The following is a 26,181-nucleotide window of genomic DNA, read 5'->3' as shown; positions in this document are numbered from 1 at the left end:
CCCCGCACAGGGGCAACGCGAATAGACCACTAACAAATCAAGGAAAGGCCAACACCTTAAAACCAGCAACCACCTGCGGCGCAGACCAAAACCCGCAACATCAATCCCGCGCCGAAGAAGCCGCCCCATGACTCAACCAATCGAGCACAGCGCTAGCATCATCATCAGCCCCTTGCCTGGCTTTGGCGACCGTCTCCGCGACATCAGCACTAGGCACAGCGCGCCGAATAGCCACTCCAACAGCAAGAATATCGATCATGACGAGATGCAAGATCCGCGAAATCATGGACAACTGCGACTCACGAATTTCAATGTGATCGGTTTCCAAAGCCACAGTAGCCCGCTTAGCCAACGGCGTATTGCTAGAAGTAATAGCAATCACCTTAGCCCCGGCCTGCATAGCCACATCCAGCACGCGCAGCAATTCAGGCGCGCGCCCTGACTTGGACACAGCAACAATCACATCCCCCTTCCCAAGCAAAGCCGCTGACGCCGCCTGCATATACAAATCGCCATAGGCAATAGTAGGAATACCAAACCGGAAGAACTTGTAATGCGCATCCTGCGCGACGATATTCGAATTCCCGAGCCCATAGAACTCAATCCGCCGCGCGCCGTTCAGAAGATCGATAGCCCGCTCGACCTGATCGAAGTTCAAATGCTCGCGCAACTGCAAAATCGCCGACACGGTGTTATCCAGCACTTTCGCGCCGAAGTCCGTCGCCGTATCACCCAGATGCACCTGGCTATGACTCACCGGAATCGTACCGGTCAACCCCGTCGCCAGCTTCAGCTTGAAATCCGACAACCCCTGGCACCCAAGCGAACGACAAAACCGGATCACCGTCGGCTGACTCACATCCGCCTTGCGAGCGATATCGACAATCGGATCATTGATGATCGACCGCGGATGATTCAGCGCGAGATCAGCCACACGTCGCTCGGCCGGCGTCAACGCATCGCGCATCTGGCGAATCCGCTCGAACACCGCCGATGAACTACCGCCCGCGCGATTCGACAACTGCTCGGCAAGAATCGCCGATACACCGAGAAACGCGGGATATTCAGCGGTAATCACATACGTCGGCACGTTCTGCAGATAAGCCTCGAACCGGCCCTTGGCCTCGAAGCGCTTACGAAACGACGAACGTGAAAAGAACTCGCCAAGCCGAGGCACGACACCACCGCCGATATAAATACCACCCAACGCCCCAAGCGTCACCGCGATATTGCCCGCGAAGGTGCCGAGAATGCCGCAGAACACATCGACGGACTCAGCCGCGAGCGACTCGCCTTCCAGCGCGCGCTTGACGACCTCGACGGTGTCGACATTTGCTGCCACGCGCTTCTTGTCGCGGCCCGCGAGCGCGCGATAAATCACTTCGATGCCAGGCCCCGCGGCAACGCGTTCGAACGACACATGCGACCATTTCTTGCGCGCATATTGCAGCACGATGTCTTCGCGTTCATCAGCCGGCGCGAACGTAGCGTGGCCACCTTCGCTGCCGAGCGCAATCCAGCGATCGTCAGCGGGAATCAGACCGGACACACCCATGCCGGTGCCCGGACCGAGCAACCCAATCACGCTATTCGGCCGACGCGCGCCGCCGCCCACCTGCACGCGTTGCTGGTCGGTGAGACCGGGCAGCGCCATCGCCAGCGCGGTAAAGTCGTTCACCACCAGCAGCGTGTCGAAACCAAGCGCGCGTCGCGTGGCTTCGATCGAAAAGCTCCAGTCGTGGTTCGTCATGCTCACCTGATCGCCATCGACCGGGTTCGCAATGGCGATCGCCGCGTGATTCACGCGGCCGATCTTGGTGTCCTTCAGATACTTCTTGATGACTTCGGCAACGCCCGGATAGTCCGCGCACGGATAGACCTTCACCGAGCCAATTTCGCCCGGGCTAGTCTCCAGCGCGAAGCGCGCATTGGTGCCGCCGATGTCGGCCAGCAGCCTCGGTCCATCGGCGTGCTGGCCCGCGCCCGGAACAGCCTTAGTTTGCACACCAGTAGACATCGAGTCTCACTCCCTTGTCGTTTGCCAACTGCGAGATGGCATTTTTTTGTAGCGAAGCGGACGCGGCATTCAGCACGTCCATCTTGCGCGGTCCTGCGATCAGCAAGAACAGATGCTTCACTTCCTTCAACGCGGACATGGACCAACTCACGCGCGCATGCGGCGCGCTGCCGGGGTGCACGGCAACGAAGCGCTCGGTCGTCGTGATCGCATGGTCCCATTCGGGCGAGTCGGCAAAGATCGACGCGGTGTGGCCGTCTTCGCCCATGCCGAGAATCGCGACGTCCGGCACGACGCTGAAGCGCGAATCGGCATTCAGCGCGGCGACATGCGCGTTCAGATCTTGCGTGGTGTCCACGAGCGGCCAGAAGGTGGCGTCCTTCGCGGCATTCTGCAGCAGCGTGGCGTGCACCAGTTGCGAGTTGCTCGCGCTGTCCGTCTCCGGCACCCAGCGGTCGTCGACCAGCGTCACGGCTATGCGCGCCCAGTCGAAGGTTTGCGTGGACAACGTCTGCAGGAACGGGCGCGGACTGCTGCCGCCGGACACCGCAAGCATTGCGGGGCGCGCGCCGGTGGTGGAACCGGCGGCCTGTGCGGCGAGCGACGCATGCAACGCGTCGCCGACCGCTTTCGCCAACGCGTCGGATTGGGCGCGTTGATCGTCGAAAGCGTGAAGCTCGATCACTTCTCCTCCGTGCTGCTTTTTTGTGTGATCTGCGGAATGTGCCGTACTGCTCTCACGCGATGCCTGCAAAGTGGATGACTTGCAGGCGCCCTCGTGATACCGGCGCCATTCCGTTCAGTTCGTCGGTGGGTCTTACGGGCGACACGTCATATTCCATTCAATACGACGCGCCGCCGTGATTCAATTCTCTTCTTCGAGCCAGCAGGTGCCGTGCTGCGCCAGCATCGCGCTCGATGCAGCCGGTCCCCACGTACCCGATGCGTACGGCTTGGGCGGCTTGTTCGACGCCTTCCATTCGTTCAGGATCGGTTCGACCCAGCGCCATGCGGCTTCCTGCTCGTCGCGCCGCACAAACAGCGCGAGGCGCCCGTTGATCACATCGAGCAGGAGACGCTGATATGCCTCCATCTGTCCTTCGCGGAAGAACTGGTCGAACGCGAGGTCGAGGTGGACGCTGGCCAGGTTCATGCCTTCGCCGGGCTGCTTCGCGAGACAGTACAGGCGAATGGTTTCGTTCGGCTGCAGGCGGATCACCAGACGGTTCGCGCCGGCGCGCAATGCGGAGGCGCCCAGCGCTGAATGTGGCACCGCACGAAAGTTCACCACGATCTCGGCGACACGGTCGGCGAGGCGCTTACCGGTGCGCAGGAAAAACGGCACGCCAGCCCAACGCCAGTTTTCGATCTCGACCTTCAGCGCAACGAAGGTTTCGGTCGTGCTGTCCGGCCTCACGCCGGACTCGGTGGCGTACGCCGGCACCGCGGTGCCGCGAATCACGCCCGAATGATACTGCCCACGCACGGCGACCTTGCCGATATCGCGTGGATCGATGGGCTTCAAAGCGCGCAGCACGCGCAGCTTTTCGTCACGCACCGAATCCGAATCCATGGAGTGCGGCGGTTCCATCGCCACGATGGAAAGCAGTTGCAGCAAATGGTTCTGCACCATGTCGCGCAACGCGCCGGTGTTGTCGTAGAAGTCGCCGCGCGCTTCCACGCCGAGCTCTTCGGCGATCGTGATCTGGATGCTCTCGACCCACTCGCGGCGCCACAGCGGCTCGAACAGCGCATTGCCGAAGCGCAGCGCCAGCAGGTTCTGCACCGGTTCTTTACCGAGGTAGTGGTCGATCCGGTAGATCTGTTCTTCAGCGAAGATTTCGCCGACCGCATCATTAATTGCATTCGACGATTTGAGGTCGTAGCCGAGCGGCTTCTCCAGCACGATGCGCGAATTCTCGTTCAGCCCGACCGATGCCAGCGCATGGCAGATCGGTACGAACAGCGACGGGCCCGTTGCCAGATAGAACACGCGGATGCCCGGCAGATCCTTGATCGCGTCGCGCAAATGGACGAAGTCTTCCGCTTTGCCGAGGTCGATATTCACGAACTCGATGCGCTCCAGAAAGCTCGCCCATGCCGTTTCGTCCACACCGTTCTTCGACACGTGCGGTTTGACGTGCTCGTTCACCCACTCAATGTACTCGCGGCGATCCGTGGCATGCCGCGCCACCGCGACGATCTTGCCGCTGTCGGCCAGCATGCCGCCTGCACGGTGTGCTTCAAACAGTGCGGGCAGGATCTTGCGCATCGACAGGTCGCCGGTGCCGCCGAAGAGAACGAAGGTGAAGCTTGAATCGGTTTGCATGAGTCTCCGTCGATGTCCTGGGGCCGCGGAAGGTGAGCGAAAGCGCGACCGTAGTCCGATAAAATATTTTTTGACACTGAATTGTAGTTTAACTACAATCCAAATCAAGAGGTAGCGCTAATTCGATGAAAAAAGCGTGCGCTGTGAGTCAAGATGCGCGTTTTCCCGAATCGGCAGGCGTCCCCTGCATGTTAACGGACATTGCGTGTCGGCACGTGCCAGCATGCCCCGGCGGCCCTTACGGAAAGCCGGGGAGCTGAACCGCCGGCAGGGTCTGCCCCAAGTTGACGTGCAAGGCACCTCGAGTCTGCCGCGCGCGACGCGGGCAGGCAAAAATCAAAAGAGGAGACAGTCAGTTGCATCCCGAACCACTCATCTCTTGAGCTTCCAGCGGCCGAAAATCGGTCCGCCGGCACATGCCTTAAGGCATGCGCCCGACCGTGCTCGATCGCCCAGTGTTTTGCCTGTTTGAACCAACCACAGCACCCTGGCGACATCAGGGGCCATTTGTTTTTTGTTCAGGTGTCTGGAGGAGATAAGCAATGAAATTTCGCGCGATCATGGGCGCTTTGTGCGCCGCAGGTCTGATGTGTGGCGTCTCGGCTGTGCAAGCCGCCGAGTCGGTCGAAGTGTTGCACTGGTGGACTTCGGGCGGTGAATCGAAAGCCGTCGGCGTCCTCAAGGACGACATGACGAAGCAGGGTTACACGTGGAAGGACTTCGCGGTTGCGGGTGGCGCCGGCGCGGCTGCCATGACGGCACTCAAGACGCAGGTGATCTCGGGCAACGCGCCGACCGCTGCGCAGATCAAGGGTCCGCTGATCCAGGACTGGGCGTCGCAAGGCGTGCTGGTGCCGATCGACTCCGTCGCGGGTGACTGGAAGAAGAACCTGCCGCCGGAAATCGACAAGATCATGCACGCGGACGGTCACTACGTCGCGGCGCCGTTCTCGGTGCACCGCGTGAACTGGCTGTACATCAACAAGGCAGCGCTGGACAAGGCGGGCGGCAAGGCGCCGACCACGTGGCCTGAGTTCTTCGCGGTCGCCGACAAGATGAAGGCCGCGGGCATCCAGCCGATCGCGATGGGTGGCCAGCCGTGGCAAGACCTGACGCTGTGGGAAGACGTCGTGCTGTCGCAAGGCGCGGGCTTCTACAAGAAGGCGCTGGTTGATCTCGACGAGAAGACGCTGACGTCGGATCAGATGGTCGGCGTGTTCGACACGGTCCGCAAGATTCAGGGTTACTTCGACGCGGGCCGCACGGGTCGTGACTGGAACCTGGCAACGGCCATGGTCATCAACGGCAAGGCCGGCATGCAGTTCATGGGCGACTGGGCGAAGGGCGAATTCGCCAACGCCGGCAAGAAGTCGGGCTCGGACTACATCTGCGCCGCTGTGCCGGGCACGGAAAAGTCGTACACGTTCAACGTCGACTCGTTCGTGTTCTTCCAGCAGAAGGGTCAGAAGGCGGCAACGCCGGGTCAGCTCGCACTGGCGAAGACGATCATGTCGCCGGACTTCCAGGAACAGTTCAGCCTGAACAAGGGTTCCATCCCGGTTCGTCTGGGCGTGTCGATGGCCAAGTTCGACGACTGCGCGAAAAAGTCGTACGCGGATGAACAAGTGGCGATCAAGTCGGGCGGCTATGTGCCTTCGCTGGCACACGGCATGGCGCAACCGGATGCAGCAGCCGGCGCGATCTCGGACGTGGTCACGAAGTTCATGAACTCGCAGCAGGATTCGAAGAGCGCTGTTGCCGCGCTCGCGAAGGCAGCGAAGACCAAGTAAGTTGCGTCAAACGAAGCGGCGCGCCCGGCGGTTCAGCAACGGGCGCCGGGCGCGCCCTTCGTGTCGCTGATTGCCGGGGTTTTACTCGTTGCATTGGCAGGCGGCTTCACCCTGGTTTCATAGAGTCACACCTATGTCGTTACGGCCTCGCGTTTTTTCAGCGTGAAGGTCCGGGCGGCACAGTTTCAGCAGGAGTCGAGTAGTGACTGCTTCTATCAGCGGAAACGGGAAAACGGCCACCGTGACCCGCCGCACGTCGCCGATGGCGGCCCTTGCCGATCGCTGGATTCCGAAGCTGGTGCTCGCACCCAGCGTCGTGATCAGCCTGATCTTCGTGTATGGCTTCATCGCCATTACCGGCTTTCTGTCGCTGTCCAATTCGCGACTGATGCCACGTTATGAATTTGTCGGTCTCGATCGTTATCGCGAGCTGTTCGATAACGATGTGTTCTGGACGTCGGCTGCCAACCTCGGCTGGTTCGGCATCCCGTTTATCGGTATCTGTATCGGTCTGGGTCTGTTCCTCGCGATCCTGCTCGATCAGCAGATCCGCAACGAAGGCGCGCTGCGCGCCGTGTTCCTGTACCCGATGGCGCTCTCGTTCATCGTGACGGGTACGGCGTGGCAATGGATCATGACGCCGAGCATCGGCCTCGAGAAGGTGTTCCACGACTGGGGCTGGACGAGCTTTTCGTTCGGCTGGCTGGGCGACCCGGACAAGGCGATCTTCTGCGTCGTGATCGCGGCCGTGTGGCAATCCGTGGGCTTCGTGATGGCGCTGTTCCTCGCGGGCCTGCGCGGTGTCGACGGTGAAATCTTCAAGGCCGCGCAGATGGACGGCGCGAATCTGCCCACCATCTACCGAAAGATCGTGATTCCGAGCATGCGCCCGGTGTTCTTCTCCGTGCTGCTGATTCTCTGCCACATCACGATCAAGACCTTCGACCTGGTCGTTGCGTTGACCGCGGGCGGTCCGGGCACGTCTTCGTCGCTGCCGGCTATTTTCATGTACACGTTTTCGTTCAATCGCGGGCAACTGGGCGTCGGCGCGGCATCGTCGATGATGATGCTCGCCACTGTCGTAGCCGTGCTCGTGCCGCTGATGTATCTGGAATCGAGGAGCACCCGCAATGCAGCCTAAGATGACGATCAGCCGTGCCGTCATTTATGCGGCCTTGATCCTGTTCGCCCTGTACTTCCTGTTCCCGCTGTACGTGATGCTGTCCACGTCGTTCAAGGACATCGATCAACTGCGCACCGGCAACCTGCTCACGCCGCCCACGCATTGGACCATCGACCCGTGGATCAAGGCATGGAGCGGCGCCTGTACGGGTGTGCGTTGCGACGGCATGCAGCCGTTCTTCATGAACTCGGTGCGGATGGTGATTCCCGCCGTGCTGATCTCGTCGATCATCGGCGCGTTCAACGGTTATGTGCTCACGCACTGGCGCTTCCGTGGCGCGGATCCGATCTTCACGATGCTGCTGGTGGGCTGCTTCATTCCGTTCCAGGCGATCCTGCTGCCGATGGCGCGTTTCGAAGGCTTCCTCGGCCTGTCGAACACGACCACCGGTCTGGTGGTGGTGCACGTGATCTACGGCATCGCCTTCACCACGATGTTCTTCCGCAACTTCTACGTCAGCATTCCGGCTGAACTCGTGAAGGCGGCGCGCATCGACGGCGCGGGTTTCTTCACGATCTTCACGAAGATTCTGCTGCCGGTTTCGCTGCCGATTTTCATGGTGTGCCTGATCTGGCAATTCACGCAGATCTGGAATGACTTCCTGTTCGGTATTGTGTTCTCCGGTGTCGATTCGATGCCGATCACGGTGGCGCTGAACAACCTCGTGAACACCTCGACCGGCGTGAAGGAATACAACGTGGACATGGCCGGCGCGATCATCGCCGCGTTGCCCACGCTGCTGGTCTACATCATCGCCGGACGCTATTTCGTGCGCGGCCTGACGGCAGGCGCAGTGAAGGGCTAGACGCCAAGCTAAACCATCCGAGCGCGGCGGCGCTTCATGAAGCGCCGCCGTCACCCGAAGACGTTTTCAAGCAGTACCAGAGACAAGAGGATTCACAGCATGGCAAGCCTTTCCATCCGTGACGTGTACAAGACTTACCCGAACGGGGTGCCGGTCCTGAAGGGTGTCAATATCGACATCGAAGACGGCCAGTTCCTGATTCTCGTCGGCGGTTCGGGCTGCGGGAAGTCAACGCTGCTCAACATGATTGCCGGCCTCGAGACCGTGACCAAGGGCGAGATCCAGATCGACGGCAAGACGGTGAACAACCTGTCGCCGAAAGATCGCGACATTGCGATGGTGTTCCAGTCGTACGCGCTGTATCCGTCCATGACGGTGCGCGAGAACATCTCGTTCGGTCTGAACATCCGCAAGGTGCCGAAGAACGAGCAGACGCAGATCGTCGACCGCGTGTCGAACACGCTGCAGATCACGCACCTGCTCGATCGCAAGCCGGGTCAACTGTCCGGCGGCCAGCGTCAGCGCGTGGCCATGGGCCGTGCGCTTGCACGCGATCCGGTCATGTTCCTGTTCGATGAACCGCTGTCGAACCTCGACGCGAAGCTGCGTATCGAGATGCGTTCGGAAATCAAGCTGCTGCATCAACGCCTCGGCACGACGATCGTCTACGTGACGCACGATCAGATCGAAGCAATGACGCTCGGCGACCGCATCGCGGTGATGAAAGACGGCATCGTGCAGCAGTTCGGCGCACCGCAGGAAATCTACGATTCGCCGTCGAACCTGTTCGTGGCCGGCTTCATCGGCGCGCCGCCGATGAACTTCATCCAGGGCAAGCTGGTCGAGCAGGGCGCGGGCGTGGCGCTCGAACTGGATACGGGTGTCGCACGCACGGCGGTGAACCTGCCGTTTGACTCGGCGAAGGTGAAGTCGCATGTGGGCCGTGACGTGATTCTCGGCCTGCGCCCGGAGCGCATCACCGACGCGCGCGGCGCGCATGGCGACAACGCGAAGCTGCAGCCGATCGAAGTGAAGGTCGACGTGATCGAGCCGACCGGTCCGGACACGCTGGTGTTCGCGCAGGTCAACGGCAAGCGCATTGTGAGCCGCGTGCACCCGGCCTCGAATCCGCAGCCGCTGACGAACACGACGTTGCTGTTCGATACGTCGAAGGCGGTGCTGTTCGATCCGACGAACGAAGAGCGGATTGCCTGATCGCGAAGTTCGATTGCATTAGAAGAAGAAAAGCCCCATGCGTTTCGCAACGCATGGGGCTTTTTCGTTTTTGCGCGCCTCGCTTCGTTAGTCCGTGATGCGCAGATCCGGATTGTTGCGTGCCAGTTCGGTCACCCACTCGATGAACGCACGCAGCCGCGAACTCAGATTCCGGCGATGCGCGTAGAGCACCGAGAGCGGCGTGCCGGGGCTCGTATAGTCGGTGAGAATTTCCTTCAGCGCGCCTTGCGCGATCAGATCGGCGACCATGAAACGCGACGGCTGGATGATGCCGTGACCGAGCGCGGCCGCGCCGATGTAGACCGAGCCGTCGTTCACGGCGAGCACGCTCTTGAGCGACACCTTGGCGATCTCGCCGTCCACCTGGTATTCGAACGGGAACGTTCTGCCCGTGCGCGCGGACACGTAGTTGACCGCACGGTGCTCGCTCAATTCTTCGAGTGTGGTCGGCTCGCCATATTTCTCCAGATACGCCGGCGACGCGCACGTGACGATTCGCGCCTGACCGATCCGCCGCGCGACGAGGCTCGACTCCTCCGGCGTGCCCATGCGGATCACGCAATCCACGCCGTCCTGAATCAGATCGATGTTGCGGTCGGCGAGGCCGAGCCGCACGTCGATCTCGGGGTATTGTCGGTAGAAATCGTCGAGCGCGGGGAGCAGCAGCGCGCGGGCCAGCGTGCCGGACGTATCCACGCGGATCGTGCCGGCCGGATTTTCGCGTTTGTTCGACAGCGACGATTCGGCGTCGGTGACTTCGGCGAGGATGCGCACGCAGCGCTCGTAGAACAGCGCGCCGTCTTCGGTGACGCTGACCTGGCGCGTCGAACGATTCAGCAGACGCACGCCGACGTGTTCTTCCAGCGCCTGGATGGTGCGGCTGACTTTGGCGCGTGGCAGGTCGAGCGACTCGGATACTTTGGTGAAGCTGTTCGCTTCGACCACACGCGTAAATATCTCCATCGCTTCGAAACGGTCCATGTTTTGCCTTAAGGTTGAGTGGCGGAAGTAGGTTTCGAAGTGAAGTGTATAGGCTGGAAAAATTGTTGTCGCAAACGGTGATGGTGGGCGGGGCGCCGGCCCCCGTCTTTCGGCCGACGCGGCCGCGCCGCGGTCCCTCAATCGCGGTCCGGCGCGCCGAGTGGGAAATACGCGCGATACGGGCGCGCCTCATCCACCGCGCGTGCGAACGACGGCCGCGCCAGCAGGCGTTTGCGGTAGGCGAGCACGTGCGGAAACGCCGGGCCGATGGCGTGCGTCCAGTCGGCGTAAAACAGGAACGGCGCGGCGCCGCAATCGGCGAGGCTGAAGGTGTCGCCAGCCGCCCATTCGCGTTCCGCCATCACCTTGTTCAGCCAGCCGTACGCGGTGTCGAGCATGGCGCGCGCCTCGGCCACGGCTTGCGAGTCGCGCTCCGGCTCAGGGCGCATGCTGTCGTAGACGATCTTTTGCTGCGGCGTCGAGATGTAGTTGTCGAAGAAGCGGTCCATGCTGCGCACTTCCAGCGCCGCGGGGGCGTCGGCCGGCAACAGCGGCACCGGGCCGGGATGATAGAGGCCCAGATACTCGATGATGATGCTCGCCTCCATCACGGTCCGGCTGCCGTCGACCAGCAGCGGAAAGCGCTTGATCGGCCAGAGCGCGGCGAATTCGGCCATGACTTGCGGGTCGTCGTGCGCCAGCAGGCGCAGTTCGAACGGCGTGCCGTTTTCGTAGAGCGCGGTCAGGACCTTCTGACAGTAAGAGGAGAAGGGATGGGCGTAGAGCTTCAGGGGCATCGTGGTCACCTTGGGCGGTTGCTGATTCTGGGTGCGCTGCGGCGCGACGACGGCCAAAGGGCCGTTTACCTCACGACGAACGGCAGCGGCGTAAATCGACACTATGACGATTCATCCGACCCGGCATTCGTTACGCCAAAAACGTCACAAAACTATGAAGAAAGATGGTGTAACATTTGAAAACTTTGTAAGAGACGCCGACGTGACCGGATAAATGGCGCAACAGAAGCGACCGGGGCGTCACTCAACGAATAACGAATAAATTCGACGCACGGGGAGCTTTACATGTCTACGATCACGTCCTCGGTGAATAGCGCGACGGCCAACGCGCAAAGCCAGGTCCAGCAAGCAGCGCAATCCATTATCAGCGGTTCGACCGGCAATTCGTCGATGGATGTGGCGACCCTGGTCTCGGCGCTCGTCAACGCCAAGACGGCGGGTCAGGCGGCGGCGCTGCAGGCGAGGCAAACCACCGACAACACCACCTTGTCCGCCTACGGCGCACTCACTTCGGCGTTGTCCGCCTTGCAGGCGGCGATCAAGAATCTGTCGGATGGGACCACGTTGTCCACCTTCGCGGCCACCGCGAGCGGCAAGGGCCTGGACCCGAAAGCGGGCCCGGGTGCGGTTGCCGGCAGCTATGCGATCGATGTGACGCAGATCGCTTCGTCGCAGAGCCTATCTTCGGCGGCGTTCGGCGCCACGACGCAACTCGGCACCGGTAAGTTGACGATCTCGGTCGGCAGCAAGTCGATGGACGTCTCGATCGACAGCACCAACAACACGCTCAGCGGTATCGCCAGCGCGATCAACAAGGCGTCCAACAACCCCGGCGTCACGGCGACGATCGTGACCGGCACCGGCGGCGCTCACCTCGTGCTGCGCTCGGCGACCACCGGCTCGGCCAACACGATCAACGTGGCCACCAGCAACGTCCAGATCGACGCGGGCCTGTCGAGCCTCGGGGTGACGTCCACGCCCGGTGCGAACGGCGGAGCGTCCACGATCGTCTCGTCGGATGCCGGTAATGCGTGGCATCAGAGCGAAGTGGCGCAGGACGCGTTGCTCACCATCGGCGGGATCGCGGCGCGCAGCGCCAGCAATGCTGTCGCCGATGCGATCGCCGGCGTCACGCTGAATCTGTCGAGCGCTTCGGTTAGCAACCCGCAAACGCTGACCATCGCGCCGGACACCACCGCGCAGAACACGGCCATCACGAATTTCGCCAACCTGTACAACACCGTCGTCACCACGATCAGCAAGCTGTCCTCATTCGACAAATCGTCGAAGACGGGCGGCGCACTGCTCGGCGATTCGACGCTATTGACGGTCAAGAACGCGCTGGCGTCGATCGTGGGCGGCGGGGTTGGTAAGGGCACTTCGGTGGTGAGTCTCGGGCATATCGGGATCACGCTGAAGGGCGATCCGGCGGACGGTACGCTGGTCGTCGACAGCGCGAAACTGACTGCGGCGCTCAATTCCAGTCCCGCGCAAGTGGCCGCTTTGTTCAATGCGACCGACGGCGTCGGCGCCAAATTGAACAAGAGCATCGACGAGTTCACGCGGACGGGCGGCATCATCGATACGCGCAACAACGCGCTGACCGCCGACCTGAAGAGCGTGACCGCGCAGCAGACCAAGCTGAGCGATTACGCCACGCAATTGACGAAGCAGTATCAAAGTCAGTTCACCGCGCTGAACACGTTGATGGCGACCATGAATAACAACTCGGCCTACCTGACGGCGCTGTTCGGCGGCTCGAAGAGCGCGGGCGCGCTGGCGACCAATAAGTAACTTTGAATGTAGGGCGGCGCGTTGCCTATTCGCGGGCAACGCGCCGTTTTGCGATTCACTCTATCAGTGCGGCAAACGCACATTGAACCGGAACGTCACGAGCCGTGCGAGCAGGATGAAGGCAGTCGCGATCAGCACGCTATACACCGTATCGACGTCCGCATAATCCAGCAGCACATACAGCCAGCAGCCCACGAACGCACACGTCGCATAAGGCCGCGAGTCGCGCAGAATCAGCGGCACTTCGTTGCACAGCACGTCACGAATCACGCCGCCGAAAACCCCCGTCAGCACGCCCATCATCACCGAGGTGAACCACGGCATTTGCGCATCGTGCGCGATCGACGTGCCTCCTATGCTGAACAGCCCCAGCCCGATCGCATCCGCCACCAGCAGAACCCGCTCGGAAACCAGCCGCGAGGTCATTTTCAGGAGAGTCGGCGCGAACAGCGACATGACGAAGATCGCGATCAGATAATCCTGATGCTCGACCCAGTAAAAAGGCCGCCGTTCCAGCAGCACGTCGCGCAACGTGCCGCCGCCGAAGGCCGTGGCGACCGCCACCAGAAACGTGCCCACCGCGTCGAGCCGGCGGGTTTTGGCCTCGATGAAACCGGAGAGGGCGTACGCGAAAATCGCCAGCGCCTCCATGATGGTCAGCGCGAGCGTCAGCCTCGGATGGATCACCGTGGCTCCGTCAGGATCTGGCGTGAGCCGGCGACGCGCCCGGCTGCAACAGCACGACCACCGCGCCGGCGCCGCCGTCATGGGGGCGCGCCTGGCAGAACGCGATCACCTCCGACTTCTGCACGAGCCACGCGCGTACTTTGCCCTTCAACACCGGCTCCTTGCCGATCGATCCCAAACCCTTGCCGTGAATCACGCGCAGACACCGCAAACCGCGCTTCACCGACTCGCGGATGAATTCCGCCAGCGCCTCGCGCGCCTCTTCACGCCGCATGCCGTGCAGGTCGATTTGCGCCTGCACGATCCAGTCGCCGCGCCGCAGTTTGCGCACCACTTCCTGGCTCACGCCGGGGCGGCAGTAGGACAGCGTCTCGTCGGTTTCGAGCAGGATCTCGGGATCGAACTCGTCGGAGATCGCTTCGTGCAGCACGGCTTCTTCGTCGAGTTTGGTCTGCACCGGCAACGGCGGCGGGGGATTGCGCGGCAGCGTGGCGCGCGGCGGCACGGCGAGCGGCGCGACCGCTCCGATTTCGCGGCGAAACAGATCGGCGTCCGCCGAGGCTTCGCGCTGCGCGGCTGCGGCGGCCGCCCGTTCACGCTCACGCCGTTGCGTGTCGACTTTGAGCGCGTCGCGCAACGCGCCGAGGCCGGCAAGACCGGCCGCCGGATCGAGCTTCGGCTCGGCAGCGGGTGCAGCCGGTTCGGGCGCGGGTCGCGCGACGGCTCGCGCGCGCTTCGGTTCGCTCGGATGGGGCTGGTTCTTCGGCATTTTTGGGTAATACACGCAGAAAAAGTAGATCGGTCACGCGACGTTTTCTTGCGACCGGAATGCAAAAAGGCCGCCGGCTTGGCAGCCGCGGCCTTCTTTCAAGCTGGCGGCCGGGCGATGCCCAGCCGCCATTTTACCGTTGCGCTAGTTTTCCCGACCGGTTCGCAGACCGGCGCGGCCGATTAACGCTCGGCTTCCTGGCTCATGGCGTGCTCGCCGACCATCTCGTCGATGGTTTCCAGATAGCGTTGCGCGTCGAGCGCGGCCATACAGCCCGTGCCGGCGCTGGTGATCGCCTGGCGGTACACGTGGTCCTGCACGTCGCCCGCTGCGAACACGCCCGGCACGCTGGTCGCGGTCGCAAAACCGTTCAGGCCGCCCTTGGTGATGATGTAGCCGTTCTTCATCTCCAGTTGGCCCGCGAAAATGTCCGTGTTCGGCTTGTGGCCGATCGCGACGAACAGACCTTGCAGCGCGATGTCTTCGGTGGCGCCGGTTTGCGTGTTCTTGATGCGCAGGCCGGTCACGCCGGACTGGTCGCCGGTCACTTCGTCGAGCGTGTGGTTCCACTTGATCTCGACCAGGCCTTCCTTTTCCTTCGCGAGCAGACGGTCGATCAGGATCGGCTCGGCGCGGAACTTGTCGCGGCGATGGATCACCGTCACCTTCTTGGCGATGCCGGACAAATAGAGGGCTTCCTCGACCGCGGTATTGCCGCCGCCGATCACGGCCACATGTTGTTGCTTGTAGAAGAAGCCGTCGCAGGTGGCGCAGGCCGACACGCCTTTGCCCATGAACGCTTCTTCCGACGGCAGGCCAAGATATTGCGCCGATGCGCCGGTCGAGATGATCAGCGAGTCGCAGGTGTATTCGCCCGAGTCGCCGATCAGGCGGATCGGCTTCTCATCCAGCTTGGCCGTATGGATGTGGTCGAAAATGATTTCGGTGTTGAAGCGCTCGGCGTGCTCCAGAAAGCGCGCCATCAGTTCCGGGCCTTGCACGCCGTTGCCGTCGGCGGGCCAGTTTTCGACGTCGGTCGTGGTCATGAGCTGGCCGCCTTGGGCCAGACCCGTGACCAGCACCGGCGCGAGATTGGCGCGCGCTGCGTAGACCGCGGCCGTGTAGCCGGCGGGACCGGAACCGAGAATCAGAACCTTGGCGTGTTTCGTGGAAGTTGCGGGCATGATCAAATCCTTTTACGGCGCCCGGCTCGCCCATGCGAGGCCGCGCGACTTGAGCTGAAACTGTAGATGGGTATCAGCGCGACATTATAAAGGGCGGGGCGCCGGCCTGCTCCATGAAGCTTTCCGATCACGCCGATAGCGTCGGCGGCGCGCCCGGCAACGCTTTTCTGTGGCCAAACGGCCAAGTTACCGTCATTTACAGCCTCGCGCGGGGCACTGCGTTTACAATAGGCCGGATCGAAGTTCCCGGAAGCCGGGATCGGGCCCGAAGCCGCGCTGGGCGAGGCTCCCCCACGGCTCAGGCCGGGAATCGGGCACACACGCAACAGGATCAATGGCAAAAGCTCCCTATTCCGCGAGCGCGCAGGCATTGCCGCACCGCATGTCGCGCCTTTTCACCGAAATCCGCTGGATCCTGCAGGTGGCGCTCGGCGTTTTCCTGCTCATGGCGCTCGTCAGCTACAGCCGGCGCGATCCGAGCTGGACCCATGCCGCGCAGGTCGACCATATCGCCAACTGGGCGGGCCGCGTCGGCGCGTGGACGTCCGACATCCTGCTGCTGCTGTTCGGCCTGTCCGCCTACTGGTGGATCGTGCTGCTCGGCCGCCATATCTCCGCAAACTACAAGCGCATTACCCGTCACGAGGAAGAGCAGGAAGACTTGCCGCGTGAGAGCTGGCTCGCCGACGCGTTCGCCTTCATGCTCGTGCTGCTGGCCTGCGACGGCATCGAGGCGCTGCGCATGTGGTCGCTGAAAGTGCAGTTGCCGCGCGCGCCGGGCGGCGTGATCGGCGAGGCGGTCGCGCGCGGTGTGTCGCATGCGCTGGGTTTCACGGGCGGTACGCTGGCGCTCCTGATCGTGCTCGGCATCGGTTTGTCGTTGTATTTCCGTTTTTCGTGGCTGTCAGTGTCGGAGAAGGTCGGCGAATCGATCATTTCCGCGGTGACGTTTGCCAAGCTGCGCCGTGAGGCCGGCCGCGACCGCAAGCTCGGTGAGGCGGCTGCAGTGAAGCGCGAGGGCAACGTCGAGAAGGGCCGCGTGCGGATCGAGGAGCACGAGCCGGTCATGATCGTGCCGCCAGTCGTCACGCCGGCCAAATCGGAGCGTGTCGAGAAGGAGCGGCAAGTGCCGCTGTTCACGGACCTGCCGGGCGATTCCACCTTGCCACCCATTTCGCTGCTCGACGCCGCGCCCGTCGCGCAGGAAACCATTTCGGCGGATACGCTGGAATTTACCTCACGTCTGATCGAGAAAAAGCTCAAGGACTTCGGCGTCGAAGTGAGCGTGGTCGCAGCGTATCCGGGGCCGGTGGTCACGCGCTATGAAATCGAGCCGGCCACGGGCGTGAAGGGCAGCCAGATCGTCGGCCTCGCCAAGGACCTCGCGCGGTCGCTGTCGCTCGTGTCGATCCGCGTGGTCGAAACCATTCCGGGCAAGAATTTCATGGCGCTGGAGTTACCGAACCAGCGTCGCCAGACTGTGAGCCTGTCCGAGATTCTCGGCTCGGCGGTTTATGCGGATGCCGCGTCGCCGTTGACCATGGGCCTTGGCAAGGACATCGGCGGCAAGCCGGTGTGCGCCGACCTCGCGAAGATGCCGCACTTGCTGGTGGCGGGTACGACGGGTTCGGGCAAGTCGGTGGGTATCAACGCGATGATCCTGTCGCTGCTCTATAAGGCGAGCGCCGAACAGGTCCGCATGATCCTGATCGATCCGAAGATGCTCGAAATGAGCGTGTACGAAGGCATTCCGCATCTGCTGTGTCCGGTAGTCACGGACATGCGCCAGGCCGGTCACGCGCTGAACTGGGCGGTCGCCGAAATGGAGCGACGCTACAAGCTGATGAGCAAGCTCGGCGTGCGTAACCTCGCCGGCTACAACAACAAGATCGACGAAGCCGCCAAACGCGAAGAAAAGCTGCCGAATCCGTTCAGCCTCACACCGGACGATCCGGAGCCGCTCACGCGCTTGCCGAACATCGTCGTGGTGATCGACGAACTGGCCGACCTGATGATGGTGGTCGGCAAGAAGGTCGAAGAGCTCATCGCGCGGATCGCGCAGAAGGCGCGCGCGGCTGGCATTCATCTGATTCTGGCCACGCAGCGTCCGTCGGTGGACGTGATCACCGGTCTCATCAAGGCCAACGTGCCGACGCGGATGGCCTTCCAGGTGTCATCCAAGATCGACTCGCGCACGATTCTCGACCAGCAGGGCGCGGAATCGCTGCTCGGCATGGGCGACATGCTGTATCTGCCGCCGGGCAGCGGCTTGCCGGTGCGCGTGCACGGCGCGTTCGTGTCGGACGAGGAAGTGCACCGCGTCGTCGACAAGCTCAAGGAACAGGGCGAGCCGAACTATATCGAAGGCATTCTCGAGGGCGGCGTGACGGGCGAGGGCGACGAAGGCTCCGCGGGCGCCGGGGGAACCGGCTCGGGCGACGGTGAGTCGGACCCGTTATACGACCAGGCGGTCGATGTGGTGCTGAAGAACCGTCGCGCGTCGATCTCGCTGGTGCAGCGGCATTTGCGCATCGGCTATAACCGCGCGGCGCGCCTGCTCGAGCAGATGGAGAACTCGGGCGTGGTGTCGGCGATGTCGTCGAACGGCAATCGCGAGATTCTTGCGCCGGCGCGGGAAGCGGAATAGGCCGACGGGCCTCAGTTCCGCGGTGAGACGGGCGGTGTGCCGCCGGTTGCGAAGCTGTGCGCCTGCGTTACTGCAGCGGGGAGCGGACGGCAAGCCGTGCTTCTACGGCGTTCAGGCGCCGGCCGACTCTCTAAGGCTCGTTTAAGGCTGATTGCCTAAGCTGCTGTAACACGTAAGCATGGCCGGCCGAGGGCAAGCCATCTGGCTTTGCGCCAGGCGCTCATCGCCGCGGGCACACAAGGATCGCCCGTGCGCCCGCGACCACGGCCGCTCAACGAATTCAATCAAGGGAGAAAACTATATGCAGCTATTCGCGCAGCAGCACGCTCGAGAGAATGCTCAATCCAGCCGTTTCGGTCAGCTTGCCCGCACCCTCGTGCGTAGCGCGGGCAGCGTGGCGATCGGCGCGTCGGTGCTGTTCGCGTCGCAGGCGTTCGCGAGCGGCACCGAGCAACTGAAGGCGTTCGTCGCGCAAGTGCATTCGGCGCGCGGCACTTTCGTGCAGCAGGAAGTGCGGGCACCGAGCAAGGCGCAAAGTGCGAGCGGCACGTTGTCGACCACGGGTACCGGCAAGACCGGCACGTCGAGCGGCACGTTCACGTTCGCGCGTCCCGGCAAATTCATCTGGCAATACGAAAAGCCGTATGCCCAACTGCTGCAGGCGGACGGTGACAAGCTCTACGTGTACGACAAGGATTTGAATCAGGTGACGGTGCGCAGCCTCGGCGGCGCGCTCGGCGCGAGCCCGGCGGCAATCCTGTTCGGCAGCAACGATCTGGACAAGAACTTCACGCTGCGTGATGCGGGCGTGAAGGCCGGCATCGACTGGCTCGAACTGACGCCGAAGGCGAAGGACACGCAATTCCAACGCGTCGGCATCGGCTTCAAGGACGGCAATCTCGAAGCGATGGAACTGCACGACGTGTTCGGCAACGTGACGTTGCTGACCTTCTCGAACATTCAGAAGAATCCGCCGCTGCCGGCCGATGCATTCAAGTTCACGGTGCCGAAGGGCGCGGACGTGATCAACGGATAAGCCGCCTTGGGCGAGACGAAGTGCAGAGAAAGCCGCGCCCGAAAGCGCGGCTTTTTTATTGCGCGCGTTTTCTAACTTACTCGTCCACTTCCAGAACCTGCACCGGATGCGCGGCCTTCATGTCGTCGATGAACGCTTCGACGATATCCGTGCGATGCTGCCGCGCCCGCGTGACCATGTGGAACGCGACGCGGTAACGCATCTGCGCCGGATTCAGCGCGCCGAGCAGCCCTTGCTTGACGAACGGCGCCGCGAAATGCCCGGGCAGATAGCCGAGGTGATGCCCGGAGAGCACCAGCATCGCGACCGCTTCCATGTTGTCGGCGACGGCAGTGACGTTCTGCGGCGTGGTCGAACTCTCGGCTTCGGGCAGCGGATAACTGCGCCACGCCCATTCATGCTGCGCGGCCTCGGCAGGCGGCACCTCGCCGGCTTGAGCGAACAACGGATGCCCTTTCGCGCAATAAGCGAACTGATCTTCCGCGAACACCTCGGTGTATTCGAGCGACGGCACTCGATGCCAGAAATAGCCGATGCCGATCTGAATCCGCCCATTCAACAGCAACTCTTCGAGTTCGCCCGGCGAGCGCACCAGAATCGAAAACCGCACCGACTGATCGCGCGCCCGGAAGCGGCCGATCGCGTCGCTGATGCGCGCGCTCGCCGACACCGGCGTGTGGCCTATCATGCCGATATCGAGTGTGCCGACGAGCTTGCGACCGACGTTGCGCGCCTGCATGCCGAAGGTGTCGACGGCTGAGAGTAGAGCGCGGGCGGCGTCGATGAACTGCTCGCCGCGCGCGGTCAGGCTGAAGCCGCCGCGGCCTCGCTCGCACAACCGGTAGCCGAGGCGCGTTTCCAGCGTGGCAAGCTGCGTGCTGATGGTCGACTGGCCGACGTTCAGGGTCGCTTGGGCCGGCGACACGCCGCCCGCGTCGACAATGGCGAGAAATACGCGGATCAGCCGCAGGTCGAGATCGGTGAGTTGGGAGAACATAGGTCAGGATACATCGCTGAGAATCAATGTGAAGTTTATTCCGTCGGTATTTTAACTTCTCGAAAACTGCTCAAGAATCGAGATTCGCCCGGCAAGGTGCGGTTTTGATGCTTCTCCTCGGCCGGTCTGCACGATTTTGCTTGCTGCCCCCTTTTCATTGCCGAGACACGATGAATACCTCTTCCTTCATTTCCCCAGAAGCCGGCGAACGGCCGCAGCCGCTGTCCGGCAACGCCATGCCCCGCTGCGGCGGCATCGCGACGATGATGCGGCTGCCGAACGTCGGCTCGGCCGAAGGGTTCGACGCCTGCTTCGTCGGCGTGCCGTTCGACCTCGGCACCTCGAACCGAACCGGCGCGCGCTTCGGTCCGCGCCAGATCCGCAGCGAGTCCGTGTTGCTGCGTCCGTACAACATGGCGACGCGCGCGGCGCCCTTCGATTCGCTGCGCGTGGCCGATCTCGGCGACGTCGCGATCAATCCGTATAACCTGCACGATTCGATCAAGCGCATCGAAACCGCGTACGACGAAATTCTCCAGCACGATTGCAAGCCGATCACGCTCGGCGGCGATCACACCATCGCGCTGCCGATCCTGCGCGCGATTCATCGCAAGCACGGCAAGGTCGGCCTGATCCACGTGGATGCGCACGCGGACGTCAACGACACGATGATGGGCGAGAAGATCGCGCACGGCACGCCGTTCCGGCGCGCGGTGGAAGAGGGCTTGCTCGATTGCGATCGTGTCGTGCAGATCGGTTTGCGCGGTACGGGCTACGCGGCGGAAGACTTCGACTGGTGCCGCGATCAGGGCTTCGAAGTGGTGCAGGCCGAGGCGTGCTGGAACCAGTCGCTCGTGCCGTTGATGGCGCGTATTCGCGAGCGTATGGGCGACGGTCCGGTGTACATCACGTTCGACATCGACGGCATCGATCCGGCCTTTGCGCCGGGTACGGGCACGCCGGAAATCGCCGGCCTGACGGTGCCGCAGGCGCTGGAAATCATTCGCGGCTCGCGTGGACTGAACATCGTCGGCTGCGATCTGGTCGAGGTCGCGCCGCCGTACGATCCGTTCGGCACGACCGCGCTGCTTGGCGCGAATCTGGCGTTCGAATTGCTGTGCGTGCTGCCGGGCGTCGAGTATCGGGCGTCCACGCGCTGAAGCGACTTGCGTGATAAGAAAAGGCCTGCATTTGCAGGCCTTTTCGCATTTCTGGGGTCGCGTGACGCTCGCTCAAGACTCAGGCATACGCCGTCTTGCGCGTCGACACGAACACCAGATAGCACGCCGCGCCGATCACCAGCGCGGGCAGCGTCGCGCCGAGATTCGGCAGCCATTGGTTGATCGCCTGATACGCGACGATGCCAATGGCCCACGCGAGGAACGCGCTCAGATGCCAGCCGCCCGAGAAGCCGTAACGGCCGCGCACGTCGGCGAGCGCGGCGGCTTCGATGCGGCGCTTGCGCACGATGAAGTGATCCACCAGCACCACACCGAACAGCGGCGCGAACACCGAGCCGATCAGCAGCAGGAAGTTCTGATACTTCGCCATCGGCACGGCCACGGCGATCAGCGTGCACAACGCGCCGAACGCCGCCGACAACAGAGGCACGCTGCCGCGCGCCCAGACCGTGCCGGTCGACACCGCGGCCGAATGGATATCGGCAAAGGCGTTGTCGACTTCGTCGATCAGGATCAACAGCAAGGCGAGGCCGCCGCCGGCTTGCGCCAGCGCGCCCGTGAGCAGAGCGTCGCCGCCGCCTGCCGCGAGGCCGTAGATCGCGCCGAGCGCGTAAAACCAGATGTTGGCGATGCCGTAGCCGAGCAGCGTGCCACGGAAGGTTTCGCCGGGCCGCCGTCCGAAGCGCGTGTAGTCGGCGATCAGCGGCAGCCACGACAGCGGCATGGCCACCACCAGATCGATCGCGCCGCCGAACGACATCTCACCCGTGCCCGGACGCTGCATCAGCGCAGCCAGATCGTGCTTGGCGAGCAGATTCCACGTGAGCCAGGCCGCGCCCGCGAGCAGCAGCCAGATGCCCCACGTGCGCAGAAAGCGCCGCACGAACGACAGCGGGCCGCTGATCGCCAGCAGCGTCGCGAGCAAGCCGAAGATCACCGTCCAGATGAGCGGCATGGAGAGGCCGAAGGCCTGTTTGGCGAGGGCGTCGGCGGAGTCGCGCATCACGATCACCTCGAACGAGCCCCAGCCGACCAGTTGCACCGCGTTCAGCACGGCTGGCACGGAAGCGCCGCGCACGCCGAGCGTCGGCCGCAGCGACGACATCGCCGCGAGCCCCGTATCCGTGCCGATGACGCCGGCCAGCGCCAGCAGCACCACGCCGATCACGCTGCCGATCACGATGGCCAGCAACGCATGCGGCAGCGACAATCCTGGCACCAGCAACGCGCCCGCTTGCGCGACCAGGAGGCCGATGCCGAGCGAAAACCAGAGCGCGAACGCGTCGCCGGTGCGGAATGCGCGGCGCGCGTCGGGCACCGGCGTGAGCGGTGCGTAGGTGGAACCGGCGTCGCCGGCGAGTGGATCTTGTGCCATCTGTTCTTGTCCCTGTTGGTGTTGCTTGCAAACTTACCTGTGAAGTTGGGTCGGCGGTTGCGTTTGCTGTTATATCCGCGGTTGCTTATCGGGTTGCGTCATTCGCTGACGGATTTCCGCCCGGCCCGGCCGCCCAAGTCCTCCCGGCGCGCCGCGCGGTCTTCGTCCGGGCGCCGTCACTGTCATAATGCAGGACGTTGCCCGCACTTTCGCGTGCTGGCGTGGCTCACCGGCAGTACGCCGCCTTCACACGGACTGCGTCCGGAAAAGCCGAGATTATCCCCAAAACGTCATGTTTGAAGAAACCCGTGCCAATGTTCCGCTCGCCGAACGCCTGCGGCCCCGCAATATCGACGAAGTGATCGGCCAGAAGCACCTGCTCGGCCCGAACAAGCCGCTGCGGGTCGCCTTCGAATCCGGCGAGGCCCATTCGATGATCCTCTGGGGACCGCCCGGCGTCGGGAAAACCACGCTTGCCCGGCTCATGGCCGATGCATTTCATGCCGAGTTCATCGCGCTGTCCGCGGTGCTCTCGGGCGTGAAGGACATCCGCGAGGCGGTCGAGACCGCGCAGATTCATCGCGCGAACGGGCATCAGACGCTCGTGTTCGTCGACGAAGTGCATCGCTTCAACAAGAGCCAGCAAGATGCGTTCTTGCCGCACGTCGAGTCGGGGCTGTTCGTGTTCGTCGGCGCGACGACCGAGAATCCGTCGTTCGAGGTGAATAGCGCATTGCTCTCGCGTGCGGCCGTCTATGTGCTGAAAAGCCTGAACGACGAAGAGCAGCGCGAGTTGCTCGAACGCGCGCAGCAGGAACTCGGCGGCCTCACGTTCACCGACGAAGCCCGCGACGCCCTGATCGGTTCCGCCGACGGCGACGGCCGCAAGCTGTTGAACAACCTCGAAATCGTCGCCCGGGCGGCCTCGCAGCAAAAGACCACCGAGATCGACGGCGCCTTGCTCGGCAGCGCGCTCGCCGAAAATCTGCGCCGCTTCGACAAGGGCGGCGACGCATTCTACGACCAGATCAGCGCGCTGCATAAATCGGTGCGCGGCAGCAGCCCGGACGGTGCGCTGTACTGGTTCTGCCGCATGCTCGACGGCGGCGCGGACCCGCGTTATCTGGCGCGCCGCATCGTGCGCATGGCTTGGGAAGACATCGGCCTCGCCGATCCGCGCGCCGCGCGCATCGCGCTCGACGCCGCCGAAACCTATGAGCGCCTCGGCACGCCCGAGGGCGAGCTGGCGCTGGCGCAGGCGATCATCTATCTGGCGGTCGCGCCGAAATCGAACGCCGGGTACAACGCGTATAACGAGGCGCGCCGCTTCGTGAGCAAGGATCAGTCGCGCGGCGTGCCGGTGCATTTGCGCAACGCGCCGACCAAACTGATGAAGGAACTCGGCTACGGTCACGAGTATCGCTACGCGCACGACGAACCCGATGCCTACGCGGCCGGCGAGACGTACCTGCCGGAGAACATGCGCGATCCGCATTGGTACGAGCCGACGCCGCGCGGGCTCGAAGGCAAGATCGGCGACAAGATGGCGCGTCTGGCGGAGCTCGACGCGCAGTGGCGCAGCGAGAACAAGCCGAAGAAGGGGTGAGGGTTTGCGGCGGCATCCGCACGCGTTCACCATCTAACGCACCGGCCGCCCGCGCCGGTGCGCTAAAATCCCACCTTCATACAACGAACACCCGCCCCATCCCATGCTCGACATACAGCTGCTGCGCAAAGACCTCGACGGCGTCGCCAAACGCCTCGCCGACCGCGGCTATACCCTCGACGTGGCGGCCTTCACCGCGCTCGAAGCGGAACGCCGCGATACCCAGACCCGTACCGAAGAGATGCAGGCGCGCCGCAACAGCCTGTCGAAGCAGATCGGCGCGATGAAAGGCAAGGGCGAGGACACGTCGGCGGTGATGGCCGAAGTGGGCGGCATCGGCGACGAAATGAAGGCGTCGGCGGCCAAGCTGGACGAGATCCAGAAGCGTCTGTCGGACCTGCTGCTCGGCGTGCCGAACCTGCCGCACGAAAGCGTGCCGATGGGCGATGACGAAACCGGCAACGTCGAAGTGCGCCGCTGGGGCACGCCGCGCCAGTTCGACTTCGAGGTGAAGGATCACGTCGATGTCGGCGCGCCGCTCGGGCTCGACTTCGAGACCGGCGCGAAGCTCTCGGGCGCGCGCTTCACCATGCTGCGCGGCCAGATTGCGCGGCTGCATCGCGCGCTCGCGCAGTTCATGATCGACACGCACACGCAGCAGCATGGCTATACGGAGATCTACACGCCGTACATCGTGAATCCGGAAATTCTGTACGGCACCGGCCAATTGCCTAAATTCGCCGATGACATGTTCCGCGTCGAGAAGGGCGGTGAAGAGAACACGGTTACGCAGTATCTGATCTCCACCTCGGAAATTTCGCTGACGAACACGGTGCGCGACAGCATCCTCGAAGCGGACGCGCTGCCGGTCAAGCTGACCGCGCATTCGCCGTGCTTCCGCTCGGAAGCGGGCTCGTATGGCCGCGACACGCGCGGTCTGATCCGCCAGCATCAGTTCGACAAGGTCGAGATGGTGCAGATCGTCGCGCCGGAAGCGTCTTACGACGCGCTGGAAGAGATGGTCGGCCACGCTGAGACGATTCTGCAGAAGCTGGAGCTGCCGTACCGTGTGATCACGCTGTGCACGGGCGATATGGGTTTCTCGGCGGCCAAGACGTACGACCTGGAAGTGTGGGTGCCGGCGCAAAACACGTATCGCGAAATTTCGAGCTGCTCGAACACGGAGTCGTTCCAGGCTCGCCGCATGCAGGCGCGTTATCGCAATGCGCAGGGCAAGCCGGAGCTGGTGCACACGCTGAACGGTTCGGGTCTGGCCGTGGGCCGTACGCTCGTGGCGGTGCTCGAGAACTTCCAGAACGCCGATGGTTCGGTCACCGTGCCGGCGGCGTTGCGTCCGTACCTCGGCGGTGTGGAGCGGCTGGAATTGCCGGCTGCCTGATTGGAGCGCAGCGGGTCGCTGTTGTCGTTTCCAAGCCTCTTCGAAAAATTTTTGTCGAGGGGCTTGGAAATCGAATTCAGCTGTTTTATAATCTTTTTCTCCCAAGCAACGACCCGCTTGGATCTGACTCTGCAGTGATCTAAGCAACCTCGTCGCTGTGAGTAAGAAGACCCGGAAAGGTGGCAGAGTGGTCGAATGCGCTGGACTCGAAATCCAGTGTACCTTTAGGGGTACCGTGAGTTCGAATCTCACCCTTTCCGCCAATTCAGAAAACAGGCCCTTCGGGGCCTGTTTTCGTTTCTGCTTGACGCGTTCGACAATTCTCGTGGCAACCGATCAATGTATCGAGCCGTTGACCGCAGCGAGAG

At 63.0% G+C, this 26,181-nt stretch carries 20 protein-coding genes and 1 tRNA gene; 11 read left to right on the top strand and 10 right to left on the bottom strand.

Going from position 1 to position 26,181, the window contains the following annotated elements:
• Positions 1–100: 100 nt before the first annotated feature.
• The 3 genes from P0D96_RS28950 to zwf all read right to left on the bottom strand — a co-directional run bounded on the left by P0D96_RS28950 (position 101) and on the right by zwf (position 4,346).
• Entirely contained in the window at positions 101–2,017 is a 1,917-nt protein-coding gene (locus P0D96_RS28950) for a bifunctional transcriptional regulator/glucokinase (protein WP_408180685.1), read from the bottom strand.
• Entirely contained in the window at positions 1,995–2,702 is a 708-nt protein-coding gene (gene pgl, locus P0D96_RS28945) for a 6-phosphogluconolactonase (protein WP_408180684.1), read from the bottom strand. The genes P0D96_RS28950 and pgl overlap by 23 nt, the downstream gene beginning before the upstream one ends.
• A gap of 180 nt (positions 2,703–2,882) precedes the next feature.
• Positions 2,883–4,346, bottom strand: coding sequence for a glucose-6-phosphate dehydrogenase (zwf, locus tag P0D96_RS28940; RefSeq protein WP_408316844.1), 1,464 nt, complete (start codon positions 4,344–4,346; stop codon positions 2,883–2,885).
• Between the two features lie 542 nt (positions 4,347–4,888).
• Here zwf and P0D96_RS28935 point away from each other — a divergent pair.
• From P0D96_RS28935 to P0D96_RS28920, 4 genes are all read left to right on the top strand, one after another.
• Positions 4,889–6,136, top strand: a complete 1,248-nt coding sequence (locus P0D96_RS28935) for an ABC transporter substrate-binding protein (protein WP_408180682.1) — start codon at positions 4,889–4,891, stop codon at positions 6,134–6,136.
• A 202-nt stretch (positions 6,137–6,338) separates the two neighbouring features.
• Positions 6,339–7,277 (top strand): carbohydrate ABC transporter permease, encoded by a 939-nt coding sequence (locus P0D96_RS28930; protein ID WP_132375665.1) that lies wholly within the window; start codon positions 6,339–6,341, stop codon positions 7,275–7,277.
• Positions 7,267–8,124 (top strand): carbohydrate ABC transporter permease, encoded by an 858-nt coding sequence (locus tag P0D96_RS28925; RefSeq protein WP_132375663.1) that lies wholly within the window; start codon positions 7,267–7,269, stop codon positions 8,122–8,124. The genes P0D96_RS28930 and P0D96_RS28925 overlap by 11 nt, the downstream gene beginning before the upstream one ends.
• A 99-nt stretch (positions 8,125–8,223) precedes the next feature.
• On the top strand, positions 8,224–9,339 hold the full coding sequence (locus P0D96_RS28920; RefSeq protein WP_132375661.1) for an ABC transporter ATP-binding protein: 1,116 nt from the start codon (positions 8,224–8,226) through the stop codon (positions 9,337–9,339).
• Between the two features lie 87 nt (positions 9,340–9,426).
• Here the strand turns inward: P0D96_RS28920 and P0D96_RS28915 are convergent, their stop codons facing one another.
• Positions 9,427–10,341 carry a LysR family transcriptional regulator gene (locus P0D96_RS28915; RefSeq protein ID WP_132375660.1) on the bottom strand — a complete coding sequence of 305 codons (915 nt, stop codon included), beginning with the start codon at positions 10,339–10,341 and terminating at the stop codon, positions 9,427–9,429.
• A gap of 137 nt (positions 10,342–10,478) precedes the next feature.
• A complete protein-coding gene (locus P0D96_RS28910; protein ID WP_408316852.1) occupies positions 10,479–11,138 on the bottom strand; it encodes a glutathione S-transferase family protein in 660 nt (219 codons plus the stop codon).
• Positions 11,139–11,423: 285 nt separating this feature from the next.
• Here P0D96_RS28910 and fliD point away from each other — a divergent pair, with 285 nt between their 5' ends.
• Positions 11,424–12,932, top strand: a complete 1,509-nt coding sequence (fliD, locus tag P0D96_RS28905; protein ID WP_408316842.1) for a flagellar filament capping protein FliD — start codon at positions 11,424–11,426, stop codon at positions 12,930–12,932.
• A gap of 63 nt (positions 12,933–12,995) precedes the next feature.
• On the opposite strand, the gene P0D96_RS28900 is transcribed toward fliD, so the two are convergent.
• The 3 genes from P0D96_RS28900 to trxB all read right to left on the bottom strand — a co-directional run bounded on the left by P0D96_RS28900 (position 12,996) and on the right by trxB (position 15,572).
• Entirely contained in the window at positions 12,996–13,616 is a 621-nt protein-coding gene (locus P0D96_RS28900) for a trimeric intracellular cation channel family protein (protein WP_132376955.1), read from the bottom strand.
• Between the two features lie 13 nt (positions 13,617–13,629).
• Positions 13,630–14,388: a Smr/MutS family protein gene (locus tag P0D96_RS28895; RefSeq protein WP_132375655.1), complete on the bottom strand. Its 759-nt coding sequence runs from the start codon at positions 14,386–14,388 to the stop codon at positions 13,630–13,632.
• Positions 14,389–14,570: 182 nt separating this feature from the next.
• Positions 14,571–15,572, bottom strand: a complete 1,002-nt coding sequence (trxB, locus tag P0D96_RS28890) for a thioredoxin-disulfide reductase (protein ID WP_132375654.1) — start codon at positions 15,570–15,572, stop codon at positions 14,571–14,573.
• Between the two features lie 334 nt (positions 15,573–15,906).
• Here trxB and P0D96_RS28885 point away from each other — a divergent pair, with 334 nt between their 5' ends.
• Positions 15,907–18,219 carry a DNA translocase FtsK gene (locus P0D96_RS28885; protein ID WP_408316841.1) on the top strand — a complete coding sequence of 771 codons (2,313 nt, stop codon included), beginning with the start codon at positions 15,907–15,909 and terminating at the stop codon, positions 18,217–18,219.
• Between the two features lie 301 nt (positions 18,220–18,520).
• Entirely contained in the window at positions 18,521–19,255 is a 735-nt protein-coding gene (gene lolA, locus P0D96_RS28880) for an outer membrane lipoprotein chaperone LolA (RefSeq protein WP_408316839.1), read from the top strand.
• 76 nt (positions 19,256–19,331) lie between these two features.
• On the opposite strand, the gene P0D96_RS28875 is transcribed toward lolA, so the two are convergent.
• The gene (locus P0D96_RS28875) at positions 19,332–20,252 is read right to left on the bottom strand and encodes a LysR family transcriptional regulator (protein ID WP_132375648.1); all 921 of its coding nucleotides are present in this window, start codon (positions 20,250–20,252) and stop codon (positions 19,332–19,334) included.
• Positions 20,253–20,422: 170 nt separating this feature from the next.
• Here P0D96_RS28875 and speB point away from each other — a divergent pair, with 170 nt between their 5' ends.
• On the top strand, positions 20,423–21,412 hold the full coding sequence (speB, locus tag P0D96_RS28870; RefSeq protein WP_012432090.1) for an agmatinase: 990 nt from the start codon (positions 20,423–20,425) through the stop codon (positions 21,410–21,412).
• 79 nt (positions 21,413–21,491) lie between these two features.
• On the opposite strand, the gene cytX is transcribed toward speB, so the two are convergent.
• Positions 21,492–22,808: a putative hydroxymethylpyrimidine transporter CytX gene (gene cytX / locus P0D96_RS28865; RefSeq protein ID WP_132375646.1), complete on the bottom strand. Its 1,317-nt coding sequence runs from the start codon at positions 22,806–22,808 to the stop codon at positions 21,492–21,494.
• Between the two features lie 292 nt (positions 22,809–23,100).
• Between cytX and P0D96_RS28860 the strand changes: the two genes are divergently transcribed.
• The 3 genes from P0D96_RS28860 to P0D96_RS28850 all read left to right on the top strand — a co-directional run bounded on the left by P0D96_RS28860 (position 23,101) and on the right by P0D96_RS28850 (position 26,076).
• Positions 23,101–24,414, top strand: coding sequence for a replication-associated recombination protein A (locus P0D96_RS28860; protein WP_408180675.1), 1,314 nt, complete (start codon positions 23,101–23,103; stop codon positions 24,412–24,414).
• Positions 24,415–24,517: 103 nt separating this feature from the next.
• Positions 24,518–25,813 carry a serine--tRNA ligase gene (gene serS / locus P0D96_RS28855; protein WP_408290921.1) on the top strand — a complete coding sequence of 432 codons (1,296 nt, stop codon included), beginning with the start codon at positions 24,518–24,520 and terminating at the stop codon, positions 25,811–25,813.
• A gap of 173 nt (positions 25,814–25,986) precedes the next feature.
• Positions 25,987–26,076: transfer RNA gene (locus P0D96_RS28850), tRNA-Ser, on the top strand.
• Positions 26,077–26,181 lie beyond the last annotated feature (105 nt).

It is taken from the genome of Paraburkholderia sp. RL17-347-BIC-D, assembly GCF_046027915.1.
Lineage (GTDB): Bacteria > Pseudomonadota > Gammaproteobacteria > Burkholderiales > Burkholderiaceae > Paraburkholderia.
The sequence above is the reverse complement of the archived record's forward strand: the minus strand, read 5'-3'. Positions and strand labels throughout refer to the sequence as shown.

Excerpts from the sequence above, each read along its gene's own strand:
- P0D96_RS28950 (WP_408180685.1), bottom strand. The coding sequence starts at position 2,017 with ATGTCTACTGGTGTGCAAACTAAGGCTGTTCCGGGCGCGGGCCAGCAC.
- zwf (WP_408316844.1), bottom strand. The coding sequence starts at position 4,346 with ATGCAAACCGATTCAAGCTTCACCTTCGTTCTCTTCGGCGGCACCGGC.
- P0D96_RS28935 (WP_408180682.1), top strand. The coding sequence starts at position 4,889 with ATGAAATTTCGCGCGATCATGGGCGCTTTGTGCGCCGCAGGTCTGATG.
- P0D96_RS28925 (WP_132375663.1), top strand. The coding sequence starts at position 7,267 with ATGCAGCCTAAGATGACGATCAGCCGTGCCGTCATTTATGCGGCCTTG.
- P0D96_RS28920 (WP_132375661.1), top strand. The coding sequence starts at position 8,224 with ATGGCAAGCCTTTCCATCCGTGACGTGTACAAGACTTACCCGAACGGG.
- P0D96_RS28915 (WP_132375660.1), bottom strand. The coding sequence starts at position 10,341 with ATGGACCGTTTCGAAGCGATGGAGATATTTACGCGTGTGGTCGAAGCG.
- P0D96_RS28910 (WP_408316852.1), bottom strand. The coding sequence starts at position 11,138 with ATGCCCCTGAAGCTCTACGCCCATCCCTTCTCCTCTTACTGTCAGAAG.
- fliD (WP_408316842.1), top strand. The coding sequence starts at position 11,424 with ATGTCTACGATCACGTCCTCGGTGAATAGCGCGACGGCCAACGCGCAA.
- P0D96_RS28895 (WP_132375655.1), bottom strand. The coding sequence starts at position 14,388 with ATGCCGAAGAACCAGCCCCATCCGAGCGAACCGAAGCGCGCGCGAGCC.
- trxB (WP_132375654.1), bottom strand. The coding sequence starts at position 15,572 with ATGCCCGCAACTTCCACGAAACACGCCAAGGTTCTGATTCTCGGTTCC.
- P0D96_RS28885 (WP_408316841.1), top strand. The coding sequence starts at position 15,907 with ATGGCAAAAGCTCCCTATTCCGCGAGCGCGCAGGCATTGCCGCACCGC.
- lolA (WP_408316839.1), top strand. The coding sequence starts at position 18,521 with ATGCAGCTATTCGCGCAGCAGCACGCTCGAGAGAATGCTCAATCCAGC.
- P0D96_RS28875 (WP_132375648.1), bottom strand. The coding sequence starts at position 20,252 with ATGTTCTCCCAACTCACCGATCTCGACCTGCGGCTGATCCGCGTATTT.
- speB (WP_012432090.1), top strand. The coding sequence starts at position 20,423 with ATGAATACCTCTTCCTTCATTTCCCCAGAAGCCGGCGAACGGCCGCAG.
- cytX (WP_132375646.1), bottom strand. The coding sequence starts at position 22,808 with ATGGCACAAGATCCACTCGCCGGCGACGCCGGTTCCACCTACGCACCG.
- P0D96_RS28860 (WP_408180675.1), top strand. The coding sequence starts at position 23,101 with ATGTTTGAAGAAACCCGTGCCAATGTTCCGCTCGCCGAACGCCTGCGG.
- serS (WP_408290921.1), top strand. The coding sequence starts at position 24,518 with ATGCTCGACATACAGCTGCTGCGCAAAGACCTCGACGGCGTCGCCAAA.